We start from the raw sequence: 26,929 nt of genomic DNA, 5'->3' as shown, positions 1-26,929 counted from the left end.
GGGGTCATCCCTGATGAACAACTCGCAGGGACGTGTGACGATCGGATGGTGAGTGCACGGATTGAGCCGATGCGCCGTCGACGCACCGGCCGGGTGGTCGCGGGCGTCGCGAGCGGACTGGCGGACCACCTGGGCGCACCCGTCTTCTGGGTGCGCGCGGTCTTCGCCGTGGCCGCCGCGTTCAGCGGGATCGGGATCATCGCCTACGGACTGCTCTGGATGTTCGTCCCGCAGTCGACGGTGGTGGAACCCGAGACCGACGAGGACCGCAAGGAGTGGCAGCAGGCCGTGGGCCTCGCCGCTCTCGGCATCGGCGTCGCCGTGTTCACCGGGCTGCTCAACGGGGCGTGGAGCGGCTGGATCACCGGTCCGATCGCCATCGCACTCGTGGGCGCCGCTGTCGTGTGGCGCGAGGCTGACGAGGCACAGCGGCGCCGCTGGAAGGACGGGGCGTTCGCGCAGGGGAAGACGGGGATCGTGCGGACGGTGGCGGGAGGCGCTCTGGTCGTGGCGGGGGTCGCCGCGTTCCTGGTCGTCAACGACTCCGTCCAGAACCTGTCGACCGTCGTGCTGTCCGTGGTCGCGACGCTGGCCGGCGTGGCGGTGCTGACCGTGCCCTTGTGGATGCGGCTGGTGCGCGACCTGGACGCGGAACGCCGGGCCCGCATCCGGACGGAGGAACGCGCCGAGATCGCCGCTCACCTGCACGACTCCGTGCTGCAGACCCTCGCGCTCATCCAGAAGCAGTCCGAGTCGTCGCGGGAGGTCAAGCGCCTCGCCCGCAGCCAGGAGCGCGAGCTGCGCAGCTGGCTCTACGGCCGCGAGGTGGGCGAGCAGCCGCACTCGATCAGCGTGGCGATCGCCCAGGTGTGCGCGGAGGTCGAGGACGACTTCGCCATCGCCGTCTCCCAGGTCGTGGTCGGCGACTGCGAGCTGGAGGACGGGATGTTCGCGCTGGTCCAGGCGTCGAAGGAAGCGGTGGTCAACGCGGCCAAGCACGCGGGGGTGGCCGAGGTCAGCGTCTACGCCGAGGTCGAACCGGAGAAGGTCACTGTGTTCGTGCGCGACCGCGGCAAGGGCTTCGACCCCGATCTCGTGCCGGACGACCGGCATGGCCTCGCGGGGAGCATCCGGGGGAGAATGACCAGGCACGGCGGGGAGGTGCGACTGCGCACGGCTCCGGGAGAGGGGACCGAGGTGCAGCTCGAGATGCCGAGGAAGACGGAGGCCAGGACGTGAGCGTGAGGGTGTTCCTGGTGGACGACCACGCGTTGTTCCGCGCGGGGGTGCGGGCCGAGCTCGACACGATCACCGACGAGGTGGAGGTGGTCGGCGAGGCCGGCAGCGTCGGCGAAGCGGTGGCGGGGATCGCGCACCACAAGCCGGACGTGGTGCTGCTGGACGTGCACATGCCCGACGGCGGCGGCGCCGAGGTGCTGCGGCAGATCCGCACCAAGATCCCCGAGGTCACGTTCCTCGCGCTGTCCGTCTCGGACGCGGCGGAGGACGTCATCAACGTCATCCGCGCCGGTGCCCGCGGCTACGTCACGAAGACGATCTCCAGCCAGGAGCTGGTCAAGGCCGTCGTGCGGGTCAGCGAGGGCGACGCGGTCTTCTCGCCGCGCCTCGCCGGGTTCGTGCTGGACGCGTTCGCCGACCGGCCGGGTGCCGCGCCGATCAGCGACCCGGAGCTCGACCTGCTGACCCCGCGCGAACGCGATGTCCTGCGGCTGCTCGCCCGTGGTTACGCTTACAAGGAGATCGCGTCCGAGCTGTTCATCAGCGTCAAGACGGTGGAGACGCACGTGTCGAGCGTCCTGCGGAAGACCCAGCTCTCCAACCGGTACGAGCTCTCCCGCTGGGCCACGGATCGCAGACTGGTCTGAGGGGCTTTGATCAAAAAGGTCGCCCGCGGTGCCACCGAGGTGCTGGCGCCGTGGGTCTGGGTGATTCTGCTGCCGTTCGCTGTCGCCGCAGCAACGGAGAACGTGTGGAAGACGCTGCTGTGGGGGTTCGTGGTCGCCTTGACGGCGTCCGTCATCCCGATGGCCGTCATCGTGCGCGGCGCGCGCAAGGGCAAGTGGGACGGCCACCACGTCACGAACCGTGAAGGCCGGCTCGTGCCGCTGGTCACGGCCGGTGCGTCGCTTGCGGCCGGCACGGTGATCATGATCCTGGGCTCCGCGCCTGTGAACATGCTCGCGCTGGCCGGCAGCATGTTCGCATCGCTGATCGTCAGCATGGCGATCACGTTCGGGCTGAAGTGGAAGATCTCGCTGCACGCCGGGGTGGCGTGGGCCGCGGTCGTGACGCTGACGGTCGTCTACGGACCGTGGTGGCTGCTGCTCGCGGTGCCCGCCGCGCTGGTGGCGTGGTCGCGGGTCGAGCTCGGCGACCACACGACGGCGCAGGTGCTGGCGGGTTCGGCGATGGGCGTGGTCGTGGGCGGCGGCAGCTTCTGGCTGCTCATCCAACTTCTTTGAGGCCGTCGATCTTCATCTCGTCGTTGACAGCGTTGACCGCGACGTTGACCTTGATGTTCCGCTGCTTGCCGAGGTCCGTGACCAGGGCGAGTTGTACCGGGACGACCCACCGCGGCCCCTCGGAGTGGACCTCGGCGGTCAGCACCGCGCACTGGACCGAGGTGTAGCCGCTCCAGCGCTTCAGGAAGTCGGCCTGAGGCTCCCGGAACGGCGCGTCGAAGTTCTGCCAGGCCGCCGCGGGATTGCCCGGCAGCAGGTCGTAGTGCCTCTTGACGAAGGCGACGGCTTCGTCGGCCGAGAAGGAACGGGACTTCTTCTCGGCGGGGAAGAGGCTCTGGCTGGTCGGGGCGTCCCGGCTGTCGGTGCCGCCCCAGTACGCAGCGGCCGCGCCACCACCGATCGCGAGTACCGCGACGACCGAGAGGATCACCAGGATCCGGCGGTTCGGCGGCTTGAGCCTGCGCGGTTCGGGGATCTGCAACGGCTGGGACGGCTGCGGCTCGGCGGCCAGCAGGTCCGCGGCCTCCTGCGCGGTCGGCCGGTCCTTAGGGTCGACGGAGAGCAGGCGCGTGAGCAACGGGGTGAGCTCGCCCGCGTTCTTGGGATCGCGGAGCTGCCCGCTGGCGGCCCGGTAGATGAGGCCGAAGCTGTTGTCGCTGGGCCCGAAGACCGACTCGCCCTCGATCGCCGAGTAGATCGTGGCACCGAGCGAGAACACGTCCGACGCCGCGTCGGGCTGCTCGCCGCGCGCCACCTCGGGTGCGAGGTAGGCCGGGGTGCCCGAGATCATGCCGGTGTCGGTCATCGTGCCGTCACCGCTGGCCTTGGAGATGCCGAAGTCGGTGATCTTCACCGTGCCGTCGTGCCCGATCAGGACGTTGCCGGGCTTGATGTCGCGGTGGACCAGTCCCGCACTGTGCGCCGCCGCCAGCGCCGAGGCGACCTTGGCACCGATGCTCGCCGCCTGGGCCGGCTTCATCGGCCCCCTCTCGGCGATGAGCGCAGAGAGGCTGTGCGACGGCAGGTACTCCATGACGATCCACGGCTCATGGTCGTCGTTGCTCACGACGTCGAACACCGCGACGGCGTGCGGGTGGTGCAGCCGCGCGGCGTTCCGCGCCTCCCGCATCGCCCGCTGGTGGTCGCCGGTGATGAGCTGCTTGACCGCGACCTCGCGCGCCAGCACCTCGTCCCGCGCGCGCCAGACCACCCCCATCGCTCCGCTGCCGATTCGCTCCAGCAGCGTGTAGCGGTCCCCGATGGTCGTCACACCACGAGACTAATCAATCACCGACGCGAGCACGCGCAGATCCCAGGACGCCACCATCGGGTGAAGCCGCTGGAGCCACCCCGAGTTTTAAAGTACTTTACAACTATGCCCCTAGCAGCTGAGATCAACTTCAGTGAGCTGTCGAACAAGCCGGCGGATTCGGTGCGCAAGCTGCAGGCGGCGCCGAACCAGACGCTGCTCGTGCACCGCCGTGGTGACGAGGAAGACCTGGTGCTCACGACGGCCAGCAGGGCGGAGGAGGTGCGCGAGGTCGTCTCGTTCACCACGTCGCTCTTCGTCGCGCTGATCCGACACAGCGAGGAGGCGCGCGGAATGATTGCCGAGCTGACGCCGACCGTGTTCCCGTGGGTGCGGTTCCTGCCGCCAGAGGAGAGGGAGCACTTCATCGTCGAGCTCGTGGAGATCCTCGAAGCCTCGAACTCCCTCGGTACTCCGGCACCGGTCGTCCAGCTCATCACGGAGTGGAAGCACACAGCGGAGGTGTGGGCTGATCCGCGACTCGTCGAGACCTTCACCCGCGATGACGGCGAGGACGACGACGAGGAGGTTCCTGAGCCGGGAGACGCCACCGCGTGAGCCCGAAGAAGAACGACCCGGTCGCGCCGCCGACCACCGGCGAGGAGTGGCACATCCGCTACAACACCACCGACGTCGTTTGCGGGTGGCAGGAGCTGGGGAACCGGGCGGCGAACAACCTGCGTGGCGCCTGGGAGACTATGCGCCATCGTCCTGGTCCGGCATCAGGCGAGGCCACGACGCGTCACCATCCGCTCAGGCGTCATTTGGCGACCGGTGCTCGCGGTGGGCGGGTCATGCCGCGCTGGCAGATCGAAGTCACCGGTGGAGACCGCGTCTGGTACCTGCTCGACGTCGAAAGGCGCACGGTGTGGGTCGACTACGCCGGCGCGCACCCCAAAGCGACCGAGTAGTCGGCGGCTTCGTCGGAGCCGCCCACAACGCCCGCGCGCCCGTCAGACCCTCTTGCTCGAATCCTGTCGCAGGTGGCGTGGACGTGAGGCGTTCGGTTGGTCTTCCGGCGACGAGCTGCCCGGCCACGACTTCGCGTGCCGGCACCTCGCCCCGCGCCCGTCAGACCACTCCCCGGAGCGCACTCCGCGCGGTTCCTGCCCGAACCCGCCGCGAACCCCACTCCGGGCCCGCACTAGTCGATCGTCGACACGAGCTTCTGCAGCTCGCGGTCGAAGTCGATCCACAGGTCCTCCTCGCCCGGCTGGACGACGTCGTAGGAGCTGTCCAGGAACGCCGCCACGTCCTCGGCGACCGCGCTGAGGATGGCGAACCCGGTCGGCGCGTTCAGCTCGACCAGGACGCGCTCCGGGTCGTCTGACGCGGGGCGGACCAGGATGTCGCCCTCACCGGACGGGGTCAGCAGACCGTCGGCCAGCAGGTCGCGGGCGAACATCCACTCGACGCGGCCGGAGCCCGTGTGGAACACGATGGCGACCGCGTACGGGTCTTCCGGGTCGTAGACGAGCTCGGCCTCGACCGGCGCGGGTGCCGCGCCGGGGGCGAGGAGCTGAAAAGTCGTCCGCGTGGTGACCTTCAGGTTCTCGTTGTTCATGTCGATGTCCTTCCCAGGCTGGTCTCCATGTCCGCTCACAAAGAGGAGACGGCCAACCGGCGGGATAAGGACGCGATTCGTCTCGGAACCATCCTTCTGGGGGAGACCTGCGTCTCACCGTTCAGCGTTTGACCAGGTCGCGCGTCTCGTTTGGTGAGACGTCCTGACCTGGCTGGACGGGCTGCCTCCTGGTCAGCGCGACCCCCAGGAGCACCACGAGCATGCCCGCGACGACCCTCACGTTGAGCTGCTCTCCGAGGAAGATCGCTCCAAAGAGTACCGAAACCACCGGCAGCAGGTAACCGACAGTAGTCGCCGTGGTGGCGCCCTCGTCCGCGATGACGCGGTAGTTGAGGATGAACGCGACGCCGGTGCCGAAGACGCCCAGGATGATCACGGCCGCGATGCCGATCCAGTGCAGGTGCAGGGGCTGCAGGCCGCCGAACGGCGTGGCGAGGAGCAGCAGGCCCATCGCGGTGGTCAGCTGCATGGCGGCGAGCTGCGTCGAGGTCGCGCCGGTGTTGACGAGGTGGCGGCCGGCGTAGGTGTAGCCGATGGCGTAGCTCGCGGCACCGACGAGGCAGAGCACCGCGCCCCAGCTCGCGATGCTGTTGGCCGACTGCCACGGCGCGAAGATCAGCAGGACGCCCGCGAAGCCGAGGCCGAGGCCGAGCATGCGGACCAGGTTGCTGACCTTCTCCGTGCCGAGCACCAGGCCGATGGCCAGCGCGAACAGCGGCGTCGTGGAGTTGAGCACGCCGGACACGCCGGAGTCGACGGTCTGGCCGCCGAAGGCGAAGAGAGTGAACGGGACGGCGCTGCCGAAGGTGGCCACGAAGAGCATGTGTCCCCAGATCTTGCGGTCACGGGGCAGCGTCATCCTCGCCGTGGCGAGCACGACGACCAGCACGAGCGCCCCGAAGAACGTCCGCACGAGCGAGATCTGCAGGGGAGCGAGGCTCCCGAGCGCGAGCTTCATCCACAGAAAGCTGGATCCCCACAGCAGGGCGAGCACACCCATCCTGATCAACGTTCCGCGTTGGTTCACACGTCAACGATGCGCTCGCAGACCCGTAAACACAATTTAATTGTTGTGCATAACCTTTAAGCGAAGCTGTAAGGTTGAGGGATGCTGGACGTGCGACGCATGCAGGTGCTCAGGGCGGTCGTGAGCACCGGTTCCATCACCGCGGCCGCGACGAACCTCGGCTACACCCCGTCGGCCGTGTCACAGCAGGTGGCCGGCCTGGAGAAGCAGGCGGGCCTGCCGCTGCTGGAACGCGTGGGCAGGGGTGTCCGGCCCACCGCGGCCGGCCGGCTGCTCACCGAGCACGCCTCCCGCCTCGCCGAGCAGCTCGCCGAGGCCGAGAGCGCCCTGACGGCGTTGCGCAACGGTTGTGCCGGCACCCTGCGCGTCCGCTACTTCGCCACGGCCGGCGCCGCCCTGGTGCCGCCCGCGGTCGCCACCTTCCGCGCCGAACGCTCCGGTGTCGAGCTCGACCTGAAGCTGACCGAGCCCACCGACCCGTTCGAGGAGCTCGCCGCGGGCCGCGCGGACGTGGCGATCACCGTCCTGGAACCCACCGACCCGGCCCCGGAGGGCATGGTCGCGCGGCACCTGCTGGCGGACCCGTTCTACGCGGTGCTCCCACGGGGTCACGCGCTGGCCCGCAAGCGCGTGCTGGACCTCGCCGAGCTCGCCGACGAGCCGTGGATCTTCTCCGACTACGGCGCTTCCGGACCGTGCAAGAACCTCGTGACGAACGCGTGCGCGGGCGCAGGGTTCTCTCCTCAGGTCGCCGTGGAAAGCGACGACTACGCGACGGCGCAGGGATTCGTGGCCGCCGGGCTCGGCGTCACGATCATTCCGCGGCTCGGCCTGGGATATGCGCATCCGGGCGTCGTTCTGCGCAAGGTGCGCAATCCCGAACCGGTGCGGCACATTCACGTCGTCTACCGCGAGGACGCCGCGTGGAATCCCGCCGTGGTGGCGTTGGCCGAAGCTCTGGAGAAGGCCGCACGGGCCTCCTGATCAGCCCTGACGTGCGGCGCCGAGGGACGACTCCGTCTGGATGAGCATGTTCGGACTCTGCCACAGGATGACAAAGCCCTTCGGCTCGATCGACGTCGTGCCGTCCTTCTTCGTGTACTTGACTTCGGTCTTCCAGAAGAAGTTGCCGTCGTACTCTGCGCTGACCAGTTCGGCCTTGTCGATGCTCTTCCAGAACTGCTCGTAGCCGGAGTAGCCACCCGGCTGCTTGCCCTGGAACGCCGCGTTGGTCATCTGCCACGCGTCCGCCGGTGACTTGGGAGCCGTGGCGAAGTAGTCGCGCAGCATGCCCTCCTGGTCGGACGGCTGCGGAGCCTGCGTCCACTGACCGGCCTTGCCCGAGGACTTCTGCGGCGTCGACGGCTTCGTGCTGTCCGACGTCTGCTGGGTCGACGTGCTGCCGCCGGCGCTGTTGTCCCGGCCGCCGTTGTCCTTGTTGTTCGAGATCATGCTCGCGAACATGATTCCGATGACCGCCGCCGCCACGATGGCGAGCGCGGTGTAGACCGTCGACTTCTTGCTCTTGCCGACCGACGACAGAGGTGACGGCTTCGGGCGCTGCGAGTACTGGGGCGCGGCTGCCGGACGGTGGTTCGACGGCGGCTGCTGCTGCGTGGGCACGGCGCGCGGCGGCGTGTGCAGGTCCACTCGCGTCGCGGCGGGAGGCGGCGGCGTCTGGGGCGTCAGGGCGCGCGTGGCGGCCTGCTGCTGCGGCTGCTGCTGCACCGGGGCGCCGCGCCACGACGGCGGGTGCGTCGGAGCGACCACGGCGGGGGTGAAAGCGGCGGCGGCCTGGCCGTTCGCGACGGCGGCGAGCGCGTCGCGGGCCTCGGCCATGGTGGGGCGGTCTTCCGGCTCGGCGCGCAGCAGTCGCATCAGCAGCGCGGTCAGCGGGCCGGCGTTGCGCGGCGGGTTGACCTTGCCGGACGCGACCTTGTGCAGCAGCGCGATCGTGTTCTCGCTCAGGCCGAACGGGGGCTCGCCCTCGATCGCCGCGTACAGCGTGGAGCCCAGGGAGAACACGTCGGACGGCGAGCCGGGGTCGTAACCCTTGGCGACCTCGGGTGCGAGGTAGGCCGGGGTGCCGGCGAGCATGCCCGTCGCGGTGACCGTGACGTCACCGGTCGCGCGGGAGATGCCGAAGTCGGTGATCTTGACGGTGCCGTCGTCGCCGAGCAGCACGTTGCCGGGCTTGATGTCGCGGTGCACGATGCCCGCGTTGTGCGCGGCGGCCAGCGCGGAGGCGACCTGCATGCCGATCGACGCCACGTCGCGCGGCGGAAGCGTGCCGCGTTCGGACAGGACCGCCGAGAGGCTCTTGGACGGCAGGTACTCCATCACGAGCCACGGCTGGCCGTCGTCCTCGGCCACGTCGTAGACGGCGACCGCGTGCGGGTGCTGCAGGCGCGCGGCGATGCGGCCCTCGCGCATGGCACGTCTCTTCGCCTCGTCCGTGTCGGCTTCGGCGAGTCCTGGCTGCAAGAGCAGTTGTTTGACCGCGACGGTGCGGTGCAGACGTTCGTCGTGTGCGGTCCAGACGACGCCCATGGCGCCACTACCGATCCGCTGGCTCAATCGGTAGCGACCAGCGACCAATCGGCCATCGTCGGTCACAGTTGCTCCCCGCTGTGCGGTCACTTGCTCTCTGTTCAACGGCTCGTCACACGTCCGGGTTCAGATCACCCATCGGTGCGGGTACCCACCTTACGAGATATCTACGACAGAACGACGCTTAGCCCTGTGGGGCAGCTGTGGTTGTCGTGGTCGTCGTGGCCGCCGCCGAGGACGAAGGTTTCGTCGTCGTGGTGGTCGTCGTAGTCGTAGTCGTCGTCGTGGTGGTCGTAGTTGTAGTCGTCGTAGTGCTAGACGTCGTTTCGCGTGTTGTCGTTGCCTCGGGCGTGGTGGTCGTCACCTCGGTTGTCGACGAGGTCGGCTGCACCGTCTGCGAGCTCGAGGTCGGAGGCGCGGACGGGTTCTTCTGCTCTTTGTCGAACACACCCATCACGACCATCAGACCACCGATGACCAGCAACAACGCCAGCACGATCGCGGCGATCACCAGCGGCCGGTTGTCCTGCTGCCTGCCGGCGGGCGCCATCGGCGGCGCGGTGCGGGCAGGCGCGGTGGCCCTGGCGACCGGACGGACCACGCGGGTCCGGTCGGGTTCCACGATCGCCGTCGGGTCGGGTCCCGCGGGCACCGGCAGACCGCTGAACGACGGCGACCGGCCGTTGGCGACTGCGGCCAGCAGCTCGCGGGCCTGCGGCATGGTCGGCCGGTCGACCGGCTCGAAGTTCAGCAGGTACAGCAGCGTGTCGGCGAGCGGGTGGTCGACGGTCGGCGGGTTGATCCGCCCGGCCGCGACGGCGTGCAGAACACCGAGAGTGTTCTCGCTCACTCCATAGGGCGGCTCGCCCTCCATGGCGGCGAACAGCGTCGAGCCGAGCGAGTAGACGTCGGAGGCCGGCGTCGGGTCCTGGCCCCGCGCGATCTCCGGCGCGAGGTACGCGGGCGTGCCTGCGATCAGGCCGGTCTTGGTGACCGTGATGTCGTCGGAGGCGCGGGAGATGCCGAAGTCGGTGATCTTGACGACGCCGTTCTCGGCGATCAGCACGTTGCCCGGCTTGATGTCGCGGTGGACGATGCCCGCCGCGTGCGCCGCTGCCAGAGCCGCCGCGCACTGGGCACCGATGTGGGCGACCTCGATCGGGTCCATCGGCCCGCCCTCGGCCAGCGCGTCCGCGAGGCTGTAGGACGGCAGGTACTCCATGACCAGGCACGGGACGCCGTCTTCCTCGACGACGTCGTACACGGCGATGGCGTTCGGGTGGTGCAGCTTGGCGGCGATCCGGCCCTCGCGCATGGCGCGCTGGATGGCCTCGTCCTGCTCAGCCTCGTCCAGGCCGGGCGCCAGCAGCAGCTGCTTGATGGCGACCTCGCGGCCGAGGCGTTCGTCGTGGGCGCGCCAGACGATGCCCATCGCGCCGGAGCCGATGCGGTCGAGGAAGCGGTAGCGGTCGGCGATCAGACGGCCGTCCGAAGTGTCGGACGTCGTCACAAGACCACCCCGGCGGTCCACAGCGTGACTGCGGCTGCGGCAGCAGGTCCCACGCTCGTGCTCCTCGTGCGGTAGTCAGCGGTCGTCCGGAATCGCCCGCACAGGGTACCTGTCGCAGGCCGCCGCTGAGCTACCCGTCGTTCGTCAGTTCACCGGGGCGAAGAAGTCGAAGCCGCCGACGGTGTCGCCCACGGTGTTCAGGACGGGGTCGAGGATGCCGAGGTCCACGCTGACGTCGACCGGGTTGGACGGCGCGGGCAGCGGGGTCGAGCTGGGCGGGTTGGCGTTGCTGTTGCCGTTGGTCTTGGTCGGCGGGGTGGTGGTCGACGAGCTCGGCGGCGGAGGAGGCGTCTCGCTCGACGGCGGCGTGCTCGGCTGGCTGGTCTCCGTGGACGTCGGCGGCGTGCTCGCGGGCGGAGTCGTCTCGGAGGTGGGCTGCTGCGTCGGCTGCTGGGTCTGCTGCGTCGGGCGCTGCGGCTGCTGGGTCTGGACGTACGGGGCGACGCGCGTCTGGGTCTGCTCCGTCGTCGGGTCGGCCGGCGTCTCGGTGGAGTCGGACTGCTGCGTCTTGTTCGACGGGAGCTTCACGACGCCCTCGGTGCCGGCGCTCGCGCCGCGGGCCTGCGCACGCTCGTCGAACCGCACCTCGGCGAGCGGCCGCTCGTCCGGCGAGGACAGCCACGAGGAGGCGGCGAACGCCATCGACCCGCAGAGGACCACACCGCCGCTCGCCGCGACGGCGAGCTTGCCGACGGTGAACCCGCCGCGCTGCGTGTCGTCGGCCTTGCCCTCACGACGCAGCAGCTCGGTGATGTGCAGCTCCTTCATGGGCTGCTTGCGGAGCTTGCTGCCGGAGGCCTTGACCGGCTTGAACTTGACCGTCGGCTCGAACGCCTCGGGGGTGATGTCGTCGGTGATCACCGGGATCTCCACGGTTTCCGCCTCGCGGCGGGCGATCAGCTCGGCGACGGACAGCTGGCCGGTCGACTCCGCCGAACCGTTCAGCCGCCGACGATGGTCCTCAATCGACACCGCTCGTTCACCCTTCCAAGTTCGCGTTTGCGCACTGGCGGGAACATGGATACCGAATCGTGACCCGAGATGTAACCCCTTCGGGGGAATTTTCACGTCCGGAACTGGGTTTCCGCGACGAGCGGTCACCGTTCGACTGCGAACGGCGATCCCAGTTGGGTGCGGCCTAACTCCGTTGCGCCGAAAGGACCTCGGTGCCGATGATCCGCGGCTGGGTGGTGTCGGTGAGCCAGAAGAGCTGTTCGATGCGCAGCCAGCTCCCGTCGAGCTCCTGCATCGACACCACCGCGAGCACCGATCCGTCCGGCCTGACGGACGTCTGGTCGACGTTCACCGTCTTGATCATTCCCCAGGCCTCGACGAACTCCTTGGGGTTCTTGCCGACGAGGTCCGGTGACAGCAGCTTGGCCGCCGCGTTCGGCTTGGTCGTGAGCAGCTCGTAGAACCGCTTCACCACGTCCACCTGCGGCTGAGGGCCGACCGAGACCTCAGGGGTGGTCGGTTCCACTGTCTCCAGCAGCAGCGCGGACGGCTGCGGCATCGGGGTGTCGGCGGCGGTCTGCAGTGGCGGGCGCTCGTTCGGCAGCTGGGCGGACAGGACATCGGGACGCAGTGCGCTCGCGCCGGACAGTGCGACGGGGCGTTCGGAGACGGGGATGCCGGTGTTCGCCGGGCGCTTGCCGGCGAGGACGGCCGCACCCGTGACGGACGAGACCAGCACGATCGCGCCGGTCAGCAGGCCGGCGGCCTTGGCGAGGCGGTTCTTCTTCGAGCGGCGGCGGCGACCGGGCACGGCCGGGATCACCGCGGTCGTCGCGGTCATGTTCTCGGTGGGACCGAGCAGCGATGTGACGAGTGCGTCGGTCGCGGCTTCCTCGCTCGACGGGATGCGCATCGGCTGCTGCTTGATCAGCTCAGCCACGCTGATCGATCCGGCGCGGCTGTGCCGCCGTCCGGTCGTCGCGGGACGCTGCACTGGACTCGTCCTCCGTACTCTCCGTGGTCACCAGAAGACGTACCGTGGCATCGCGCTCAGACGCCAGCATCTGAACGGACTTCAGCCGTTCGTGGCGTCCAGCGGTGCTCGGGATTCGCTCGAAGGTGCTACTTCTTACGGTCGGTAACTCGGGCCGTGACCTTTAGCCACTTCAGCCGCCGAGCTTCAACCGTTCACCGTTGATCAACGGCAGATCGCCGACCGTGAAGCTGAGCTCGCGCTTCTCCGTGCTGACCGAGCCGTCCTTCTTCGTCACCTGCAGCAGGCTGACGGTGAGGCCCTTGCTCGGGTCGACCGCGATCTCCTTCACCTCGATCAGCGAGATGTCGGCCAGGCGCCCTTCGAGCAGTGCGCCGGCGTTCGAGCGCACGGTGTCCGTGGTCATGGCGAGCGCGGTGTCCGCGTTCGTCGCCATCTCCTGGTAGAAGCTCGCGGTCCGCTGGGCGATCTTGCCTCCGTCGACGACCGGCGCCTGGCTGACGGGCACCGTCGTGATCACGGGCGGTGCGGTCCCGGACGGTGCGGTTCCCGGCGCGGATCCCGCGACGCTGCTGCCCGGTGCACTGGCGCCGGTGCCGGTGCCGGGCACGGCCGCGCCCCTGCCGGTGTTGGCGGCCGACGGGCGCGTGCCGGTGACCGACGGGCTCGACGGGGTCGGCGGGCTGGTGGGCAGCCCGGAGATGAACGGCACGTCCGACGGGTAGCCGGGCAGGCCGACGGTCTCGACCTCGCCGCCGCCGCCGACCAGCTTGGCCGCGGCGACGCTCAGCCCGACCAGCACGAGCACGGACGAGATGACCGCGAACCAGGCCGCGCGCTTCCAGGTGCGCGGCGGCGTGACCGAGGCGGGCACCAGACCGATGTTGAACTTCCGCAGGCCGTCGGTGTCCTGCAGCGGATCGATCTGGCGGCGCCGGGGCAGCGGGATGCGGTCACCACCGACGACGGGTCGCGCCTGCGCCTCCTGCGGCGGGGCGCCACCGTCGTCGACACGATGTTTGCCCGGTTGTTCGTCCATCCCGACACCCCTCTGCGACGCAATCAGGGTAGGGCCGTCCGGAGGTGCCGAAGCAACCAAAGGGGGTGTTCAGGACGAGTGACACTCGATCGTGTGGAGTTTCTAGCGCGGCGGGAGTTGCGCTTGACCGCTGTTCAACTGCTTGTGCGTCTTCTGCACGCCGTTGATGGCCGCGAGGCCGCTGCCACCCGCGATCAGCGCGCCGATCACGTCGGCGCCCAGCGAGTCGCCGTTGGTGATCAGCAGGCCGATCACCGCGCCGGCGGTCGTGATGATGGCGGTCTTCCAGCGGCTGCGGACGAACTGCGAGACAGGTGCTCCGGCGAGGCCCTTCTTGTTCGCGGCCGAGCCGAGCAAGCCCAGGTATGCGTCGTGCGCCAAGGCGGCGAGCAGGCCGGCGATGGCGATCAGTGCGGCGATGAGGCCCATGTCTCCAGTGTGCCCCCAGATTTTTTCGGTGGACCATCCGTGATCGCCCTGATATCCGGTTCGGGTGGACATGTTCTGGCACGACGACTGCCTCGAGCACGACGCCGGCGAGGGATTGTGGGAGCTGCCGGGCTCCTGGCCGTGGCTCGACGTCGCTGAACCGCACCCGGAGAACGCCGCGCGGCTGCGCACGTTCCGGCACGCGCTGATGCACGGGCCGGTGGCGTCGCACCTCAAGTGGCACGAGGGACGGCATGCGTCCGTTGACGAGCTTCTGCGCGTGCACACGGCCGGGTACTTGGACTCGTTGCGCGTGTCGACGCGTGTGGCGCTGGAAGTGAACACGGTCGTGGGCCCGGAGACGTGGCGTGCGGTGTGCGCGGCGGCGGGGACGTCGCTGGCGGCGTTGGAGTCGGGAGCGCAGCTCGCGTACGCGCTCGTGCGGCCACCGGGGCACCACGCGCAGCCGGACATGGCGGACGGCTACTGCTTCGTGAACAACGCGGCGCTGGTGGCGGAGACCGCGCGGCGGCAGGGATTGCGGGTCGCGGTGCTCGACTGGGACGTGCACCACGGCAACGGCACGCAGGAGGTGTTCTACGACCGGCCGGACGTGCTGACCATCTCTGTGCACATGCGGCACGGCTCGTGGGGCACGAACCATCCGCAGACGGGTGCGCCCTCCGAGGTGGGCGCCAACGGGCGGAACGTGAACATCGAACTGTCTTTGGGTGCGGGTGACACGGCGTACATGCGCGCGCTTGACGAGATCGCGTTCCCGCTGCTGCGCGAGTTCGAACCGGACCTGCTGGTGTGCGCGTCCGGGTTCGACGGATCGGCGTTCGATCCCAACGGCCGCCACAACCTCACGGCCGACGGCTACCGCGAGATCGGACGCCGGGTGGCGTCGTTCGGCACGCGTGCGGTGCTCACCCAGGAGGGCGGCTACCTGCGCGGATACGCGGCGCTGTGCCTGCACGCGCTGGTGGAGGGCCTCCTGGACCTGCCGGAGCCGTTGCTCGAAGATCCGCTGGCCTACGTGCCGGACGACTCGCAGCTCGTGGACGCGGACTTCGCTCGCGTTCTCAAGGCCCTGAGGCCTTTTTGGCCCGGCGTGCTGTGACGCCGGGCCGGCGCTTGTCCTACCTGCCGAGCGGGCCGCGGCCCATCTTCAGCAGGATCAGTGCGAGGTCCTTGCCCTCGGGGCCGAGCGGCTTGTAGCGGTTGAGGACGTCGATCTCGCGGTTGTGCACGATCTTCGTGCCGCCGGCCGCCATGCGGGCCGCGCCGATGATCTTGGATACCTCGACGCGGCGTTGCACGAGGCGCAGTATCTCCGCGTCCAGGTGGTCGATCTCCTGGCGCAGCTCGTTGATGTCCGGCTCGGTGGTGGTGTCCATGGTGGTGACCTCTCGACTCTTCGAGTCCTGGCCCGGAAGCAACGAAGCCCCGGTGTCCGAGGACTCCGGGGCTTCGTGGTGGCTTTTCAGCGCTAGACGACCACGGGAGCCGGAGTCCGGGTCCCGTAGAAAAACTCGAAGAAGGTCGCGCGCATAGATCTAGTGTGCCACAGGAACCCCACCTAGAGTGCACCCGTCTCATAGAGCGACCGTTTGGGGTCATCGTGAAGCACGTACTGGGCCTGGCTGCCGCCCTGCTGCTGTCGGCATCCAGCGTTCCCGCCGCCCACGCGGACGGTGGATGGGCGAGCGTCGAGATGACGCCGGCCGAGGGGTGGAAGGTCCTGCCGACCGGCTACTGGTACATGCGTGGCGGTTGGCCGGGAGCGGTGGACATCGCTGTCGCCAACAGATCCGGCAAGGACGTCGGCGACCTGTACGTCCGCATCTCGTTCCCGCCGGACAAGCTCGAGGTCACCGGGTACGAGGGTGACTACTGGAGGTGCTGGGACGTCGCCGGGCAGCCCGGTGCAGAGGGCATGCACTGCACGACCGACGGCTTCCTCGCCGTCCCCGGTGAGGCGTTCCCGAAGCTCCGCATCAAGACCGTGGGCCGTGAGCACCACACCGACACCCTCGACGTCTACGCCGAGACGTCGGGTGACAGCGCACACGCGGGCGTTCCGTACCGCATCGATCTGAGCACCTGATCGAACACGTGGTCGGGCGGTACCGGATTCGTCGGTGCCGCCCGGTACCGTGGATGGACGATGAGCGCCTTGTTCGACTTGCCCTCAAGTCCCCCCGTTTCCCGCGCGGGTCATCTGCTCGACGATCTGAACCCCGCGCAGCGCCGTGCCGTTGAGCACGCCGGCTCACCCCTGCTCGTGGTGGCGGGCGCCGGCTCCGGCAAGACGCGTGTCCTCACCAGGCGGATCGCGTACCTGCTCGCGGAACGTGACGTGCACCCCGGCGAGATCATGGCCATCACGTTCACGAACAAGGCCGCCGCGGAGATGAAGGAGCGCGTCGCCGACATGGTGGGCGCCCGCGCCCGCTCGATGTGGGTGTCGACGTTCCACTCGATGTGCGTCCGAGTCATGCGCCGCGAGGCGAAGACCCTGGGCATGTCGTCGAACTTCTCGATCTACGACAGCGACGACACGCGCCGGCTCATCACGCTCGTGGCCCGCGACCTCGACCTGGACCCGAAGAAGTACCCGGCCCGCACCCTGGCCGTGCACATCTCGAACCTCAAGAACGAGCTGATCGACCCCGAGACCGCCACGGCCCAGGCCACGAACGACCTGGAACGCCGCGTGGCCGAGGTCTACACGGTCTACCAACGGCGCCTGGGCGAGTCGAACTCGCTCGACTTCGACGACCTCATCATGAGGACCGTCGAGCTCCTCCAGACGTTCCCGGACGTGGCCGAGCACTACCGCCGCCGCTTCCGCCACGTCCTGGTGGACGAGTACCAGGACACGAACCACGCGCAGTACACGCTGGTGCGCGAGCTGGTCGGCAAGGCGGGCGGCGAGATCCCACCGGCAGAGCTCTGCGTAGTCGGCGACGCGGACCAGTCCATCTACGCCTTCCGCGGCGCCACGATCCGCAACATCGTGGAGTTCGAGCGCGACTACCCGGACGCCACCACGATCCTGCTGGAGCAGAACTACCGCTCCACCCAGAACATCCTGACCGCGGCCAACGCGGTGATCTCCCGCAACCCCAACCGCCGCGACAAGACCCTGTGGTCCGACCTCGGCGAGGGCGAGAAGATCGTCGGCTACGTCGCCGACAACGAACACGACGAGGCCGCCTTCGTGGCCAACGAGATCGACCGCCTGGTCGACGGCGGCGAGGTCAACAACTCCGAGATCGCCGTCTTCTACCGCACGAACAACCAGTCGCGCGTCTTCGAGGAGATCTTCATCCGCCTCGGCCTCCCTTATCGGGTCGTCGGCGGCGTCCGCTTCTACGAGCGCCGAGAGGTCCGCGACGCCCTCGCGTACCTGAGGACCCTGGCCAACCCGGACGACACGGTCTCCCTGCGCCGAATCCTCAACGTCCCCAAACGCGGCATCGGCGAGCGAGCGGAAGCCTGCGTCTCGGCCTACGCGGAGCGCGAACGCATCAGCTTCGCCGCGGCCCTGCGCGACCTGGACCGAGTCCCGATGCTGAACCCGCGTTCCCGCAACGCCATCGCGGGCTTCGTGGAAATGATGGACGAGCTCGGCGAGATGGTCGCCCGCGAGGACGACGTGGCCGACATCCTCGAAGCGGTCCTGGAAAAGACCGGCTACCGCTCCGAACTGGAAGCCAGCGAGGACCCCCAGGACCACACGAGGATCGAAAACCTCAACGAGCTGGTCACCGTGGCCCGCGAGTTCACCGAACTGGAACTCCCGGAAGGCGCGGAGCCGGTCCCGTCCCTCCCGGCCTTCCTGGAACGAGTCTCCCTCGTGGCAGACGCCGACTCGATCCCGGACGCCGAATCCGACGGCGTGGTCACCCTCATGACCATCCACACGGCCAAGGGCCTCGAATACCCGGTCGTCTTCAGCACGGGCTGGGAAGACGGCGTCTTCCCCCACATGCGAGCCCTGGGCGACCCGGCCGAGCTGGCAGAAGAACGCCGCCTGGCCTACGTGGGCATCACAAGGGCCCAACGCCGCCTCTACCTCTCCAGGGCCCTGGTCCGCTCAGCCTGGGGCCAGCCCTCAGCAAACCCGGCCTCCCGCTTCCTGGGCGAAATCCCCCAAGACCTGCTCGACTGGCGCCGAGTAGAACCTTCCCGCTCAGCCCCAGCCGCCGCCACGACGTGGGGCCGCTCAGCCTCAGGCGGCATAGCCTCCCGAGGCCTGACCCGCCCAGCCCCGTCCAAGACGGGCTGGAAGGACGCCCCGGCCATGAAACTGGAAGTGGGCGACCGAGTAACCCACGACAAGTACGGCCTGGGCCGAGTGGTGGCAGTGGACGGCGCGGGCCTGAGGGCGACAGCCACGATCGACTTCGGCGGCTCAGGCACAGTCCGCCTGATGCTGATAGGCAGCGTCCCCATGACCAAGCTCTAACCCGCACGCCACACACCCCAGCGCGAAGCCGAGGCAAGCCACCACCGCCAAGGCCGAAGGCCAGGCAACGCGACGGCCGAGCAGTCTTTGGCAAACAACGCACGCCTACGCAATCCACCTACGCAACAGCAAGCCGCCCAACGCAACAGGCGTGCCATCAGCCTGCCGACGGCGCTGGACTGGTCTTTGATCAGATTGGCGGGGTCTGGGGCAGAGCTCCCAGAAACCAGCAGCTGGGTACGGACTCAACGTGCCCACCTACGGACACGAAACCGGCACCCGCCAACGCACCAGGGGGACGCCCCACCCAACCGGCGCGCACCCACCCTGACCAGTCAAAACCCAAACCACACAGAAACTCCACAATTTCTCCAAAATCCGGCGCAACGAGCAGCCACCTCGTACGTCTATGTGGGTGTCGCAAGCAGCACAGCCGAGGAACGTTCGGGGCGGTCCAAGGCAAGGGGAGCAGCCTGCAGACAGATAGGGGAGCGAAGGGACGGCGGGGGCCTAACTTCGCGGCGAGGTGCGGCCGGACCGAACGGGAGAGCGGTCCGGCCGCACTGTCTCGCCACCACCGATCCGCCACCGGTCCCCCACGGATCCGCCGCCGATCCACCATCGACCCAGCACCCCACCGCAGGTCAACCGACCCAAACGGGCGATCAGCCGAGCCGACCCCCGCAGGTCAGCCCCCACCCGTCAAAAATTGTCAGACCCCCAGAGCATCATCGACCGCATGGTGACCACCACCCCAGCGGAAGAGGCTCAAATGGACCACGTACTGGCAGCCGTCCTGCACGAACGCGTGTTCGCATCCCTCGCCCAGCTGGAATCCCCGGAAACCCACCGCCTGGTGGCAGCCTGGCGCACCCTGCTCCAGGACCACAGGCAAACCGACTCCGGAGCCTGCAAGGCGTGCGGCCCGAGATGGCGCAGGCACATGTGCTCGGTCTGGCGGGTAGCGACGACCTACTTCATCCGCCATCCCCACAGCGACGCCAGAGCACCTGACCGCTAGCGGGACATCGCGAACTGGGCGACTGCGAACTGGGCGACCGCGAGAAGGCCATCGTGGGAAGCCCATCGTGGGAACGCCGCCGCGGGAACGCCGCCGGTGGAAGAGGCCATCCGTGAGAAGACCACCGCGCGAGGTCCGACTCCAAGAAGGCGACCGCGAAGACCCGGATCGCTAGAGCCGTCCTCAAGCCCGGCCAACAGAAGAGGCTCCTGAGCCCCAAGAGGCCTCTGAGGCCCCTGAACCGCCCACACCCACACCCGGAGGTGGTCCACCAACATCAACCCGCGAGAAAGCTACTGAGCCGTAGTTCAGAAACCGTCGAACCAAAGACTCACCCGGAACCGTCCCGAACCGGTCCTGCAAAGCCGAAACCCGACAACCCCGAACCGGAGCAACGCCCAACCGGGACCCGGCAACTCCGAACCAGAGCAACGCCTGACCAGGAACCCGCAACCCAGAACCGGAGGCCGCACTCACGACCCAGAACCCAAACCAGGGCGAACAAACCCCAGATCAGGCCAACCCAAAATCAGACCGTCACACCACGAGCGTTGAGCCACGTGAGCGGGTTGACCTTCTGGCCGCCGGGGTTCCACACCTCGAAGTGCAGGTGGGGACCGGTCGAGAACCCGCGGTTGCCCATCCGGGCGATCTGCTGGCCGGCCTTGACCGCCTGGCCCTCGCGGACGTTGAACGAGTCGACGTGCCCGTAGACGGTGATCGTGCCGTCCTCGTGCTGCACCCGGACCCAGAGTCCGAACCCGGACGCGGGGCCGGCCTCGATCACGACGCCGTCGGCGGCGGAGAGGATCGGGGTGCCGATGGGGCCGGCGATGTCGATGCCGAGGTGCATGGTGCCCCAGCGGCCGCCGTAGCCGGAGGTGAACTCGCCGGCGGCGGGGCGGACGAACTTCGGGCGCTTCTTCTCGGCCTCTTGGGCCTCGCGCTGGGTGGTGAGCTGCTGGCTGCGCAGGAGCTTCGCGGCCTCGGCGGAGCCTTCGGAGGTCGTCTTCGAGACGGCGAGGATCTGCGGGGCGGGGGCGGTGTCGCCTCCCTGGCCGGTGAACGCGGCGGAACCGTCGGTGTGGTTCGCGAGCTGGACGTCGTTGCTGTCGTCCGCGGCGGCCTGCAGGGTCTGGCCTGCGCCTGCGGCGGCGAAAGCGCCTACTGCGACGGCGGCGACGACGATGCGTCCACGGAGCGCCGACGGTGGCGGGGGGAGCCGGTGGGAGCTGACGGTGCGCGTGGAGGCGCGGTCGACCGCCTCGTCAAGCGCAGCACTGCGTTCATGGCCGCCGGGGGAGCGGTGGTGACTCAAAGCTTGCCCTTCCGCCTTCGGGGAGCCTGATCGGTGGACTGCCGGGCGGGGGATTCCCGGTGAGCCAGATTTCGGGGTTCTGACTCGGTGTCCTTCTGTGATCAGACCGTGACAACGGACCGGGGGACAGTAACGGCGGGGAGCCTCAGAGGGCAAACCCCAGTTCGTTATGTCCTCCGAACAGGCGGCAACCAGGAGGTTTCAACTGTCAACTGTGACCGTCGGTCACGCCAGGCGGGCGACACGCCTCGCCGCCAGCGGCGATGGGGTGACCGGTTGAGTCGTCCGATCGGGTGATGGCTGTCACAACTACGTGAAGGGTCCTCGTGTCAACCGGCAAAGAAAGGTGACCTGAATCACGTATCTGGTGCTCCTCGACGAGCAATGAAGAGTGCTCCAGCCGGGCGTTGCGCTGAGGGACGATGATCTGATCCATCTCCGACCAGACCACGACGAACCGGGTGCGGCACGGCCGGCACGGTTCGGCGAGCTCCTCGAGCAGATCGGAGCCCGGTCGCAGCTGCTTGGTGAGCGGAGTCGGCAGGACGTAGGCGGCGAGCGTGCCGCTGTGCGGGGTCCCCAGGGTCACGAGAGTGCGGACGCGCGCGTCGCCGTGCAGCCGCTGCACGTAATACCTGGCGATGAGGCCGCCGAGCGAGTGGCCGACGACGTGCACCTGGTCCGCGCCGGTCTGCTCGCAGATCCGCTCGATGTGCGCACCCAGCAACGCGGCCGAGCGGCGGACGTCCCCGGTCAACGCCGTCAGCACGCTGTAGTTGATGGCGTGCACCACCCCGAAGCCCCGCCTTCGCAGTGCCCCCGACAGCACCGCGAAGGCGGAGCGGTTGTCCCCGATGCCGTGCACCAACACGATCGGGGTGCCCGCCGCGTCCATCGCCGAAACCACCAGCCCGCGCTGGCGCGGTGGCAGGCCGTCGGTGCGGTAGTGCCGGAAGTGGCCGTCCGTGCGGAGCTGCTCGGTGATCGCACCCCACGGGTAGAGCACCGCGTGGGCCGTCAGCCAGGCCGCTTCCATCGCGACTCCACGCATCCCGCCGGGCGTGGCCATGGCGCGCAACGCGACCTTCACCTCTTCGGCGACATCGCGCGCCGTGTGAACTCCCCAGCCGGCACGGTCGAGCACGGCGTCAGTCAGACGCGTGATCCACGACCGGCCGTTGTCGCTCATATGAGCGACGGTAGGTGATGAACTCACCGGCTAGGAGTACCCGGCGGATGTTTTCCACATGCGAACGAATTTCGTCTCACTTGGTTGCAGCCAGTAACACGGAACCCAACGCCTGACTTGCTAGGTTCGCCCGCGATGACTCGAACCGAGCTCGAGAACCAGACCCCGGCCGCCGCCAGGCTGCGCACCTCGTGGGCCCTGCTCGCGGCAGGCTCCCTCCTCACCGCGGCGGGCCCGCTGCTCGGCGTGGTCGACGGCGCGCAACCCGCCTACACGTCGTGGCCGCTGCTCGCCCTGCTGGCGCTGTTGCCGCCGGTCGTCGCGGGTGCCCTGCTGTTCCGCGGCAGGCCGTTCGTGGCGGCGGGGCTGATCGCCGCGGTGGGAGTCTTCGCCGTCGGCCGCCTGGTGAGCGACCTGCAGATCGCGGCCGACGCGATGGCGGTGGCGCGACCGGAGCTCTTCCGGCCCGCCACGCTGATCGCGGTCACCCCGTCCGCGGGGCTGTGGCTGCTGATCGCCGGGCACGTGCTGGTGATCGCGGGCGGCGTGCTGGCGGCAGGCAGGGCCGGGATGCCCGCGGACGAGTCGGAGCCGCCCGGGCTCGTGGCGGTGCACGTGATCATCGCTTTCTGGGCGACGGTCGGGCTCCTCGGCAAGCCGTTCACCTCGGCCGACCCGTTCCAGCTCGACCGCGGCCCGTGGGACCTGCCGGTGATCGGGCTGACGGGCGGTCTGCTGATCGCCCTCGCCGCACCGCTGGCCACGGCGCTCGCGGCCAGCTCGCCCGACCCGGACACCCGCGAGGGCGGGGTGTACGGCGTGACGCTCGCTCTGGTGGCCGTGTCGCTGCCGCCGCTGGTGGCCGGGGCCACGGCGCCCGGTCTCGGTCTGGCCGTGGGGCCGCTGATCACGCTGTCGGCCGCGTTGCTGCTGCCCGCGGTGCCTCTGCTGGCCCGGCTCTGGCGGCTGGTGCGCGGCAAGCGCGACGAGACGCGGGACCTCACGCTGCCGTCGGTCCGGCGCATGCACGTCACGGCGGGTGTCTTCGCGGTGCTCGCCGCCCTCGCCATGATCGGCGGCGCGCTCGCACCGCAGCTCGTCCTCGCCACCGGAGGCCCGGCGCCGGAGCTGGCGTCCGCGAACCTCCTGTGGCCGGGCGCCATCGCGTTCCTGCTGCTGGGACTGGCCCTGTTCGTGCCGTCGATCGCCGACGTGGTGCGCCCCGCGCTGATGTTCGGCTACCTCGCGATGCAGTTCGCCGCCGCGGGCGCGACCCAGCCGGTGGTGTCCGCGAGCCAGGCCGGAATCGCGCAGCCGGGCGCGGGCTTCTGGCTGATGATCCTCGTCGCGCCGTTCGGGATCCTCGCCCTCATCTGCGCGGGTCTCGCCGGTGCCGTCGAGCGGGAGAACGCCGTTCTGCCCGCCAGGCGCGAGCAGCTGCCGATGGCCGAGCTCGGCGCGGTGCTGCTGGCCGGGCTGTTCGCGGTGGGCGCGTTCGCGTTGCCGACCGTGCGCGGCAACAACTACACGGCCCCGACGCTGGTCCCCGGCAACGACCCGGTCATCTCGGCGGCTCTCATCTCTTCTCTCGTGTGGCTGGTCGTCGGGCTGGTGGTCGCGTTCCGGTCGAGGCCCGCCCGCGGTGCCGCGGTGCTCGCGGGTGCTGTGCTGCTGGTCGGCATCCGGGCACTGGAGTTGCCTCTCACCGGAGACAAGGTCGTGGGCGCGGTGACGGGCCCCGGCACGTGGCTCGCGCTCGCGTCGTGCGCGGCGCTGCTGGTGGCCGCCGGCTTGATGGGAGCCCGCGCAACGCGGTGAAAGTGGTCCTGCGCACGCCTTGTCCTCTATACGCGCGCGCACGCGTGATCGACCTCACCGCCGTTGAGACCGACCTCACCAGGTGTGGCGTGCGAGCGGTAGCCGCAGCTCGATAGTGTCTGGGCCCAGCCGCGTCAAGTGGGTTCGCTTGGCCCCTTGAGGACCACCCAGGCGCGGTGTTCCGACACCGACGTCGCAGGAGACCCGAGTGGACCTGTACGAGTACCAGGCGAAGGACCTCTTCGCCGCCCACGGCGTCCCGGTACTGCCGGGCGATGTGGCCACCAACCCCGCCGACGCCAAGGCCATCGCCGCGAAGTTCGGCCAGCCCGTCGTCGTCAAGGCCCAGGTCAAGACCGGCGGCCGCGGCAAGGCCGGTGGTGTGAAGCTCGCTTCCACCGCCGAGGAGACCGAGGAGAAGGCGACCGCCATCCTCGGCCTGGACATCAAGGGGCACATCGTTCACCGCGTGCTGGTGACGCCTGCCTCCGACATCGCGGAGGAGTACTACTTCTCCTTCCTCCTCGACCGTGCCAACCGCACCTTCCTCGCCATGGCGAGCGTTGAGGGCGGCATGGACATCGAGGAGGTCGCGGCCACCAAGCCCGAGGCCCTCGCGAAGATCCACATCGACGCCATCAAGGGTGTCGACGCGGCCAAGGCCAAGGAGATCGCCGACGCGGCGAACTTCCCGGCCGAGGTCAAGGACCAGGTCATCGACGTCATCGTCAAGCTGTGGGAGACCTTCGTCGCGGAGGACGCCACGCTCGTCGAGGTCAACCCGCTGGTCCGCGACCCGCAGGACAAGATCGTCGCGCTCGACGGCAAGGTCACGCTCGACGAGAACGCCGACTTCCGCCACCCGGCGCACGCCGAGCTGGTCGACAAGGCGGCGGAGAACCCTCTCGAGGCGAAGGCCAAGGAGAAGGGCCTCAACTACGTCAAGCTCGACGGCGAGGTCGGCATCATCGGCAACGGCGCCGGTCTCGTGATGTCCACTCTGGACGTCGTGGCGTACGCCGGTGAGCAGTACGGCGTGAAGCCCGCGAACTTCCTCGACATCGGCGGCGGCGCGTCCGCCGAGGTCATGGCGAACGGCCTGGACGTCATCCTCGGCGACGAGGCCGTGCGTTCGGTGTTCGTCAACGTCTTCGGTGGCATCACCGCGTGCGACGCCGTGGCCAACGGCATCGTGAAGGCGCTGGAGATCCTCGGCGACGGGGCCACCAAGCCGCTCGTCGTCCGCCTCGACGGCAACAACGTGGAGGAGGGCCGCGCGATCCTCGCGGAGGCCAACCACCCGCTGGTGACCGTTGTCGACACGATGGACAACGCGGCCGCGAAGGCCGCCGAGCTCGCGGCTGCGGGGGTCTGAGAACGATGGCTATCTTCCTCAACGAGAACAGCAAGGTCATCGTCCAGGGCATGACCGGTGCCGAGGGCACCAAGCACACCAAGCGCATGCTCGCGTCCGGCACGAACATCGTCGGTGGCGTGAACCCGCGCAAGGCCGGCGAGAAGGTCGACTTCGACGGCACCGTGCTCCCGGTCTTCGGCACCGTCAAGGAGGCCATGGAGGCCACCGGCGCGAACGTGACCGTGATCTTCGTGCCGCCGGCCTTCTCCAAGGCCGCCGTGCTCGAGGCGATCGACGCCGAGATCGAGCTGGCCGTCGTCATCACCGAGGGCATCCCGGTGCACGACACCGCCTACTTCTGGGCGCACGCCGTCGCGACCGGCAACAAGACCCGCATCATCGGCCCGAACTGCCCCGGCATCATCAGCCCCGGCAAGTCGAACGCCGGCATCATCCCCGCGAACATCGCGGGCAGCGGCAAGATCGGTCTGGTGTCGAAGTCCGGCACCCTGACCTACCAGATGATGCACGAGCTGCGGGACTTCGGTTTCTCCACCGCGATCGGCATCGGTGGCGACCCGATCATCGGCACCACGCACATCGACGCCCTCGAAGCCTTCCAGGCCGACGACGAGACCGTCGCGATCGTGATGATCGGTGAGATCGGCGGCGACGCCGAGGAGCGCGCCGCGGCTTACATCAAGGAGAACGTGACCAAGCCGGTCGTCGGCTACGTCGCGGGCTTCACCGCCCCCGAGGGCAAGACCATGGGCCACGCCGGCGCCATCGTCTCCGGCTCGGCGGGCACCGCTCAGGCGAAGAAGGAGGCCCTCGAGGCCGCCGGCGTCAAGGTCGGCAAGACGCCGTCCGAGACCGCCGCTCTGATGCGCGAGATCATGCAGGCTCTCTGAGAGCTGAAGCGCACGCGGGGACCTTTCGTACCTTTCGAGAGTACGAAAGGTCCCCGCGTGCGTTAAAGGGCGGAGTAGGTTCGAAGTCGCTCGGATGGCGGAACCGGTTTGATCCGGTCATCGTCTCAGCGTGCGAGTCGGCTAGCGTTTGAGATTCACTCGGCTGGAGGAGGAGACCTCAACATGTCCGTGCCTTACGGCGCACCCCAACAGCAGCCGCCGGGTCCGGCACAGCACCAGGCACCTCATCAGGCCCCTGGCGCCCCCGGCGCCAACAACATCAACCTCGGCCTGATCCTCCCGCTGGTCGCGGCGGGCCTCGGGCTCGTCGCGTACCTCGTCGCGTTCGCGGACGACGTCAGCGGCAACGTCACGTACCTGCTCGCCGCGGGCATGCTGGCGGGGCTCTCGGTGCTGCCGAGCATCCCCAAGGGCTTCGTGCCGGTCGGCGCGATCCTGGCGGCCGTGCAGACGATGCTGCAGCTGCAGGGCATCATCAAGTCGCCGTCCGTGCAGGGCCTCGACATCGTGCTGCTCATCGTCGCGCTGCTGGAGACGGCGGCGATCGTGCTCGCCTTCCTGCTCGCCGAGGGCATCGTGAAGTTCGAGCCGAAGCCCGCGAACCCGTACGCCGGTCAGCCCGGTCAGGGTCAGCCGGGTGGCTGGAACCCGCAGTCCGGCGCGTTCCCGCAGCAGGGCCAGCAGCAGCACCAGCACCAGCAGCAGGCCCCGCAGCAGCCGCAGTTCGGCCAGCAGCAGCAGTTCGGTCAGCAGCCGCAGCAGCCCGCGCAGCCGGGTCAGCCGCCGCAGCAGACCAGCTTCATGCCGCAGCCGGGCCAGTTCGGCTCGCCGGGCACGCCGCCCGGTGGCTTCGGCGGACCGCAGCAGTAAGAGTTTC

At 69.1% G+C, this 26,929-nt stretch carries 25 protein-coding genes; 13 read left to right on the top strand and 12 right to left on the bottom strand.

All coding sequences use genetic code 11. The features are described 5' to 3' along the window. Positions 1-69: 69 nt before the first annotated feature. The 3 genes from ACFOWZ_RS10745 to ACFOWZ_RS10735 are packed head-to-tail and all read left to right on the top strand — an operon-like array spanning position 70 to position 2,483. On the top strand, positions 70-1,239 hold the full coding sequence (locus tag ACFOWZ_RS10745; RefSeq protein WP_382371616.1) for an ATP-binding protein: 1,170 nt from the start codon (positions 70-72) through the stop codon (positions 1,237-1,239). Beyond that, entirely contained in the window at positions 1,236-1,886 is a 651-nt protein-coding gene (locus ACFOWZ_RS10740; protein ID WP_112262282.1) for a response regulator, read from the top strand. Before ACFOWZ_RS10745 ends, ACFOWZ_RS10740 begins: the two co-directional genes overlap by 4 nt. 6 nt (positions 1,887-1,892) lie before the next feature. Beyond that, entirely contained in the window at positions 1,893-2,483 is a 591-nt protein-coding gene (locus tag ACFOWZ_RS10735; RefSeq protein WP_382371614.1) for a hypothetical protein, read from the top strand. Here ACFOWZ_RS10735 and ACFOWZ_RS10730 read toward each other — a convergent pair. Further along, on the bottom strand, positions 2,467-3,753 hold the full coding sequence (locus ACFOWZ_RS10730) for a serine/threonine-protein kinase (protein WP_382371612.1): 1,287 nt from the start codon (positions 3,751-3,753) through the stop codon (positions 2,467-2,469). The two genes, ACFOWZ_RS10735 and ACFOWZ_RS10730, sit on opposite strands and share 17 nt — an antisense overlap. Positions 3,754-3,858: 105 nt before the next feature. Here ACFOWZ_RS10730 and ACFOWZ_RS10725 point away from each other — a divergent pair, with 105 nt between their 5' ends. Next, positions 3,859-4,350 carry a hypothetical protein gene (locus tag ACFOWZ_RS10725; RefSeq protein WP_382371610.1) on the top strand — a complete coding sequence of 164 codons (492 nt, stop codon included), beginning with the start codon at positions 3,859-3,861 and terminating at the stop codon, positions 4,348-4,350. Next, the gene (locus tag ACFOWZ_RS10720) at positions 4,347-4,703 is read left to right on the top strand and encodes a hypothetical protein (RefSeq protein ID WP_382371608.1); all 357 of its coding nucleotides are present in this window, start codon (positions 4,347-4,349) and stop codon (positions 4,701-4,703) included. The genes ACFOWZ_RS10725 and ACFOWZ_RS10720 overlap by 4 nt, the downstream gene beginning before the upstream one ends. Before the next feature lie 233 nt (positions 4,704-4,936). On the opposite strand, the gene ACFOWZ_RS10715 is transcribed toward ACFOWZ_RS10720, so the two are convergent. Further along, on the bottom strand, positions 4,937-5,356 hold the full coding sequence (locus ACFOWZ_RS10715; RefSeq protein ID WP_030471968.1) for an SsgA family sporulation/cell division regulator: 420 nt from the start codon (positions 5,354-5,356) through the stop codon (positions 4,937-4,939). A 121-nt stretch (positions 5,357-5,477) separates the two neighbouring features. Next, positions 5,478-6,404 carry a DMT family transporter gene (locus tag ACFOWZ_RS10710; RefSeq protein ID WP_382371606.1) on the bottom strand — a complete coding sequence of 309 codons (927 nt, stop codon included), beginning with the start codon at positions 6,402-6,404 and terminating at the stop codon, positions 5,478-5,480. A gap of 81 nt (positions 6,405-6,485) precedes the next feature. On the opposite strand from ACFOWZ_RS10710, the gene ACFOWZ_RS10705 reads away from it, so the two are divergent. Next, on the top strand, positions 6,486-7,388 hold the full coding sequence (locus tag ACFOWZ_RS10705; RefSeq protein ID WP_382371604.1) for a LysR family transcriptional regulator: 903 nt from the start codon (positions 6,486-6,488) through the stop codon (positions 7,386-7,388). Here ACFOWZ_RS10705 and ACFOWZ_RS10700 read toward each other — a convergent pair whose 3' ends face one another. The 6 genes from ACFOWZ_RS10700 to ACFOWZ_RS10675 all read right to left on the bottom strand — a co-directional run bounded on the left by ACFOWZ_RS10700 (position 7,389) and on the right by ACFOWZ_RS10675 (position 13,940). Next, positions 7,389-9,020 carry a serine/threonine-protein kinase gene (locus ACFOWZ_RS10700; protein ID WP_382371602.1) on the bottom strand — a complete coding sequence of 544 codons (1,632 nt, stop codon included), beginning with the start codon at positions 9,018-9,020 and terminating at the stop codon, positions 7,389-7,391. A gap of 118 nt (positions 9,021-9,138) precedes the next feature. Continuing rightward, a complete protein-coding gene (locus tag ACFOWZ_RS10695; protein ID WP_382371600.1) occupies positions 9,139-10,464 on the bottom strand; it encodes a serine/threonine-protein kinase in 1,326 nt (441 codons plus the stop codon). A 144-nt stretch (positions 10,465-10,608) separates the two neighbouring features. Continuing rightward, on the bottom strand, positions 10,609-11,496 hold the full coding sequence (locus ACFOWZ_RS10690) for a hypothetical protein (RefSeq protein ID WP_382371598.1): 888 nt from the start codon (positions 11,494-11,496) through the stop codon (positions 10,609-10,611). A gap of 166 nt (positions 11,497-11,662) precedes the next feature. Then, on the bottom strand, positions 11,663-12,472 hold the full coding sequence (locus tag ACFOWZ_RS10685; RefSeq protein WP_382371596.1) for a hypothetical protein: 810 nt from the start codon (positions 12,470-12,472) through the stop codon (positions 11,663-11,665). A gap of 172 nt (positions 12,473-12,644) precedes the next feature. Continuing rightward, entirely contained in the window at positions 12,645-13,511 is an 867-nt protein-coding gene (locus ACFOWZ_RS10680; protein ID WP_382371594.1) for a hypothetical protein, read from the bottom strand. 102 nt (positions 13,512-13,613) lie between these two features. Continuing rightward, the gene (locus ACFOWZ_RS10675; protein ID WP_382371592.1) at positions 13,614-13,940 is read right to left on the bottom strand and encodes a hypothetical protein; all 327 of its coding nucleotides are present in this window, start codon (positions 13,938-13,940) and stop codon (positions 13,614-13,616) included. 70 nt (positions 13,941-14,010) lie between these two features. Between ACFOWZ_RS10675 and ACFOWZ_RS10670 the strand changes: the two genes are divergently transcribed. After that, the gene (locus tag ACFOWZ_RS10670) at positions 14,011-15,063 is read left to right on the top strand and encodes a histone deacetylase (RefSeq protein ID WP_382372644.1); all 1,053 of its coding nucleotides are present in this window, start codon (positions 14,011-14,013) and stop codon (positions 15,061-15,063) included. Positions 15,064-15,082: 19 nt separating this feature from the next. On the opposite strand, the gene ACFOWZ_RS10665 is transcribed toward ACFOWZ_RS10670, so the two are convergent. Next, positions 15,083-15,382, bottom strand: a complete 300-nt coding sequence (locus ACFOWZ_RS10665; RefSeq protein ID WP_269083678.1) for a chorismate mutase — start codon at positions 15,380-15,382, stop codon at positions 15,083-15,085. Between the two features lie 182 nt (positions 15,383-15,564). On the opposite strand from ACFOWZ_RS10665, the gene ACFOWZ_RS10660 reads away from it, so the two are divergent. Continuing rightward, complete coding sequence (locus ACFOWZ_RS10660; protein WP_382371590.1) at positions 15,565-16,050, top strand: hypothetical protein; 486 nt, start codon at positions 15,565-15,567, stop codon at positions 16,048-16,050. 60 nt (positions 16,051-16,110) lie between these two features. After that, a complete protein-coding gene (gene pcrA, locus ACFOWZ_RS10655) occupies positions 16,111-18,417 on the top strand; it encodes a DNA helicase PcrA (RefSeq protein WP_030471956.1) in 2,307 nt (768 codons plus the stop codon). Between the two features lie 1,550 nt (positions 18,418-19,967). On the opposite strand, the gene ACFOWZ_RS10650 is transcribed toward pcrA, so the two are convergent. Further along, the gene (locus ACFOWZ_RS10650) at positions 19,968-20,756 is read right to left on the bottom strand and encodes a M23 family metallopeptidase (protein WP_382371588.1); all 789 of its coding nucleotides are present in this window, start codon (positions 20,754-20,756) and stop codon (positions 19,968-19,970) included. Positions 20,757-20,964: 208 nt separating this feature from the next. Further along, positions 20,965-21,945 (bottom strand): esterase/lipase family protein, encoded by a 981-nt coding sequence (locus ACFOWZ_RS10645; protein ID WP_382371586.1) that lies wholly within the window; start codon positions 21,943-21,945, stop codon positions 20,965-20,967. Between the two features lie 135 nt (positions 21,946-22,080). Between ACFOWZ_RS10645 and ACFOWZ_RS10640 the strand changes: the two genes are divergently transcribed. From ACFOWZ_RS10640 to ACFOWZ_RS10625, 4 genes are all read left to right on the top strand, one after another. Continuing rightward, positions 22,081-23,763: a hypothetical protein gene (locus ACFOWZ_RS10640; protein ID WP_382371584.1), complete on the top strand. Its 1,683-nt coding sequence runs from the start codon at positions 22,081-22,083 to the stop codon at positions 23,761-23,763. A gap of 208 nt (positions 23,764-23,971) precedes the next feature. Further along, the gene (gene sucC / locus ACFOWZ_RS10635) at positions 23,972-25,138 is read left to right on the top strand and encodes an ADP-forming succinate--CoA ligase subunit beta (protein WP_382371582.1); all 1,167 of its coding nucleotides are present in this window, start codon (positions 23,972-23,974) and stop codon (positions 25,136-25,138) included. 5 nt (positions 25,139-25,143) lie between these two features. Continuing rightward, positions 25,144-26,031 (top strand): succinate--CoA ligase subunit alpha, encoded by an 888-nt coding sequence (gene sucD, locus ACFOWZ_RS10630; protein ID WP_086663860.1) that lies wholly within the window; start codon positions 25,144-25,146, stop codon positions 26,029-26,031. 183 nt (positions 26,032-26,214) lie between these two features. Further along, complete coding sequence (locus ACFOWZ_RS10625; protein ID WP_382371580.1) at positions 26,215-26,922, top strand: DUF5336 domain-containing protein; 708 nt, start codon at positions 26,215-26,217, stop codon at positions 26,920-26,922. Positions 26,923-26,929 lie beyond the last annotated feature (7 nt).

Source organism: Lentzea rhizosphaerae, assembly GCF_042649515.1.
GTDB lineage: Bacteria > Actinomycetota > Actinomycetes > Mycobacteriales > Pseudonocardiaceae > Lentzea > Lentzea aerocolonigenes.
Note: the sequence above shows the minus strand (reverse complement) of the source record. Positions and strands in the feature narration are given on the sequence as shown.

Bases quoted from the DNA above. Each gene is read 5' to 3' on its own strand.
- ACFOWZ_RS10745 (WP_382371616.1), top strand. From the start codon at position 70: ATGCGCCGTCGACGCACCGGCCGGGTGGTCGCGGGCGTCGCGAGCGGA.
- ACFOWZ_RS10725 (WP_382371610.1), top strand. From the start codon at position 3,859: ATGCCCCTAGCAGCTGAGATCAACTTCAGTGAGCTGTCGAACAAGCCG.
- ACFOWZ_RS10715 (WP_030471968.1), bottom strand. From the start codon at position 5,356: ATGAACAACGAGAACCTGAAGGTCACCACGCGGACGACTTTTCAGCTC.
- ACFOWZ_RS10705 (WP_382371604.1), top strand. From the start codon at position 6,486: ATGCTGGACGTGCGACGCATGCAGGTGCTCAGGGCGGTCGTGAGCACC.
- ACFOWZ_RS10680 (WP_382371594.1), bottom strand. From the start codon at position 13,511: ATGGACGAACAACCGGGCAAACATCGTGTCGACGACGGTGGCGCCCCG.
- ACFOWZ_RS10675 (WP_382371592.1), bottom strand. From the start codon at position 13,940: ATGGGCCTCATCGCCGCACTGATCGCCATCGCCGGCCTGCTCGCCGCC.
- ACFOWZ_RS10670 (WP_382372644.1), top strand. From the start codon at position 14,011: ATGTTCTGGCACGACGACTGCCTCGAGCACGACGCCGGCGAGGGATTG.
- pcrA (WP_030471956.1), top strand. From the start codon at position 16,111: ATGAGCGCCTTGTTCGACTTGCCCTCAAGTCCCCCCGTTTCCCGCGCG.
- ACFOWZ_RS10645 (WP_382371586.1), bottom strand. From the start codon at position 21,945: ATGAGCGACAACGGCCGGTCGTGGATCACGCGTCTGACTGACGCCGTG.
- ACFOWZ_RS10640 (WP_382371584.1), top strand. From the start codon at position 22,081: ATGACTCGAACCGAGCTCGAGAACCAGACCCCGGCCGCCGCCAGGCTG.
- sucD (WP_086663860.1), top strand. From the start codon at position 25,144: ATGGCTATCTTCCTCAACGAGAACAGCAAGGTCATCGTCCAGGGCATG.
- ACFOWZ_RS10625 (WP_382371580.1), top strand. From the start codon at position 26,215: ATGTCCGTGCCTTACGGCGCACCCCAACAGCAGCCGCCGGGTCCGGCA.